Source organism: Rubritalea profundi, assembly GCF_002954445.1.
GTDB classification, from domain to species: Bacteria; Verrucomicrobiota; Verrucomicrobiia; order Verrucomicrobiales; family Akkermansiaceae; genus Rubritalea; species Rubritalea profundi.
Map to the genome: position 1 here is coordinate 367,917 of NZ_MQWA01000001.1, position 3,354 is coordinate 371,270.

Genomic DNA, 3,354 nt, shown 5'->3' on the forward strand with positions numbered 1-3,354 from the left:
TCTAGCTCAGAAGAAGGCAGAACCTTTTCAAAAAATCATCGACAATCCAGAGATAGTAGTCGAGCCACATTGTTGGACTTCATCTTGAAAAAGAGCTTGAGCTGATCTCTTAGTGCTGCCAAAAAGGTGAGAGGAAAAGCCTGTCAGAAATGGTTGTTTTTTGTTCACATATTAAGGAATCATAGACAGCCTTTTCCTAACAGCTAAACCGCCGATAACTCCCCTTAAGTCCGTGCCATTCTGCTCTGTCCCCATATTTTACCGTTTGACCCCTTTTTTTTGCCCTGTTTACATTATAGGCCTCAATCATGCCCCGGTTCACTTCATGCACTCCCATGCGGTAGTTATAGGAGACTCCTCCGTAGGCAGTGTCTCCACTTAATCCGTCATTGGCGTTGCCCGCGTTGACGATATCGACGAAGTCCATGTTAAAGCCTGTGAAGCTGTCAGCTTGCACCAGCGATGCGCTTATTAGTAATCCGAGAAGCGCTGCTGATTTGATTGTTCTTTCCATAGGTAATTTTAAGTGGTCGAAGTTGCTAGGAACCATTGCTAGGAATTTGCTTTTTAAGTAAGTGTTCGGTGGGGGTTGCGGGGGGAAAGAGAACACGTCCTTTGATTGGGAAAGGAATGTAAAAAGCCATCGCAGCGAGTGCTGAACTAGAATAAATGCTTTATGGATCCTGCGTGACTTCGATGCTAATGAAGATTTTTTCCTGCGCTGTGCCGGTGACGGTGGCGGTGACCGAAACTTCGCCGCCGGAGGGTGTGCTTTGGGCGAAGTTGACGGTGGTTCCGGAGACTGTCGCGCCGCCATCGTAGAAAGCCGAGAGGTCTTTGGACCAGACGTATTTCGCAGTGAGGTCTGAGGAGGGGCTGTCGTTGATCGGGTGGGTGAAGGCGAAGGTTGTGGTGCTATCGCTGATGGTCACACTGTCGGTGGAGAGCCCAGCGCTGAAAGAATCCGGAGCCGTGCCGAAGTAGTTTTCCATCGCATTGGGCACGCCATCGAAGTCGAAGTCGTCGTCTGGGTTGGTCAGGCCGCCGACGCTGAAGCCGCCGATCCAATCGGAGTAGGTGTTCGGGTCTGGTAAGATTTTGGAGATACGAACATCGTCTATAATAGCCATATCTTGTGAAATCGTACTACGAATACGTAAGCCCAAATCCATGCCGACCATCGCGGCGTGGTTGGCATCAGAAGAAAAGGTGAATCTCACGTAGTCAATGCCCCCTCCCGTCGAGATCTCACCCGTTGCTTCGTATAACAAGTGACTACCTGCAGGAATCGTTGATGTCGGACTTCGATCTGCACCCTCATCAAAAGCGATGAGTTGTATATTGTATTTCCTCCCGCTGTTTGAGCTGTCTTCCACAGCAGTAAATTCCACCACATAGGTCGTGTCTTCCTCCAGAACCTCGATCGCTCCAACGGCACTGGTCATACCTGACCGGTTTTGATAGGTCATTCTATAAGCCTGATTGTTGCTCACATCGGCATTGCTGAAGTAGCCACTGTCTTCGTTAACGAGGCCATGCAGATTCCACCCATATCCATCTGGTGACGTCGGGGAGATCCAGTTTCCATTGTTAGGTATCGTTTTCGTGGACCAGCCGGAGACCACTGGGCTCTCAAATCCTTCAGTTAAGAGCGTTTCGGATGGCAGCCATTGAGCATACAAGTTGAGGTCAGCATCCGTGGCATAGACGTCACGCCCCGCATAGGCAGTGCCTCCGCCGTCTATTTCTGTGGCCCAACCAGAGAATATGTAGCCTGACAGCGTCAGAGCCGATCCGTCTGAGAGCTCGGCATCGATTTCATAGGTTTTTTTCCCTTCGCTGATGCTTCCGGACCCATCATTTGCATGGTAGTTGACCGTGTAGGTTTTGATCACAAAAGAGGCGTTAAGTGTCACGTTAGAAGAAACTGATGATTCCTGACGTGTCGCAGTGGTGCTTCCGTCGCTCCATTGTTCAAAGTTATGCGACAGATCTGGTACGGCGGTGACGGACGTGCCATTATTTCCTGAAAGAATAAGTTGGGTCGTATCGCCTAAGATGCTTCCGCCCCTACCGGCGGTGTACTGAATAGTGCTGGCGGTGGGGTTATACCACTGAGCGTATAGCGTTGTGTCATTGCTGATGTAAAAGGTATCGTCTGACGTGTAAGCGAGCCCCGTCCCGTTTGCAGCTGTATTCCAGCCGGCGAAGTTGAAGCTATCCTTGCTTAGACTGCCCGTATTTCCCAAAACCGTAACCGCCTCACCCGGATGGAACTCCGTGATGCCAACGGGAATAGCACCACCATCAGCCCCGTTGTCATCGTAGTTGAGCTGGTGCTTGAATGGAGGGCTGATCTTTTCGACGATCACATTGTCGTAGCTTGCACTATGCGAGCCCCCATGGAGACGGACGGCGAGACTTTTCCCAATTTGAGCAGCATGGCTATCTGGGTCCGCCGCAAATTCGAATGAAACGGTTTCAAACGTCCTATCTAATGGCGCGTCGCCGTTGTATGAAGCCAAGGTAACACCAATACTTGGTCGTAAATCATCCAAAGCAGCTCCAGAGTCTAATGCTACGAATTCTATAGTGTAGGGAGTATCCGGGTTGAAAACTCTGCCACCATCTGCATCTCGGACAACATCGACGGTAATCCTATAGGTCGCGCCCCCCTCAAGTGATCCTATGACGCCCTCCGCAGTAGTGATTCCCGTATTACTATCCCGACATGCAAAGGCCTGATGATTGGGGTCAGGCGCGGAGAAATCATTGCCATCTTTGTTCACGAGTCCAAGAACATTGCTTCCATGGCCATTCGCGGATATCACCCACTGACCATTATCGGGAAACGAGCCCTGGGCGTAGCTTGACACCACTGGGCTTTCAAAATCTTCTTGAATGAGAGAATGAAATGGAGACCAGTGGGCGTAAAGAACCGTATCTGCGGTGACATCCCAGTTATTGGCACTCTGCATTTGGTAGGTGTAGTACTGGGTGCCCTCGCCAAACGTTTCGCTAAAGTAGCCGCGAAATAGATAGCCCGTGCGGGTTGGCACTGTTGCCAAAGGCATAGCCTTGCCATAGGTGGCGGTGGCGGTGGTCGCCCCCCCTTCACCCCCCTGTTGATCAAAGCTTAGGTGATAGGTATCAATCGCATAGGTAGCTGTGATCGTGGTTGCATAACCAGGCACACTATAGTTGTCACTCGCCGTAAGATCGGAAATGATTTTACCATCCGATGAAATCCATTTGTCAAAATGGTAATTCTCCGCAGGTGGGTCTGCGGTGATGGCAACATCCGTGCCAGGGACATAGGATCCATTTCCCGATCCATTTACTACGGTCAAAGGG

General features: G+C 50.6%; 2 protein-coding genes. Both read right to left on the minus strand.

The features are described from left to right. Window positions 1-196 precede the first annotated feature (196 nt). Entirely contained in the window at window positions 197-514 is a 318-nt protein-coding gene (locus BSZ32_RS01690; RefSeq protein ID WP_129589532.1) for a hypothetical protein, read from the minus strand. Window positions 515-674: 160 nt separating this feature from the next. After that, the coding region (locus BSZ32_RS01695; RefSeq protein WP_165788577.1) for an InlB B-repeat-containing protein at window positions 675-3,354 on the minus strand (2,680 nt) is incomplete at its 5' end.

Bases quoted from the DNA above. Each gene is read 5' to 3' on its own strand.
- BSZ32_RS01690 (WP_129589532.1), bottom strand. From the start codon at position 514: ATGGAAAGAACAATCAAATCAGCAGCGCTTCTCGGATTACTAATAAGC.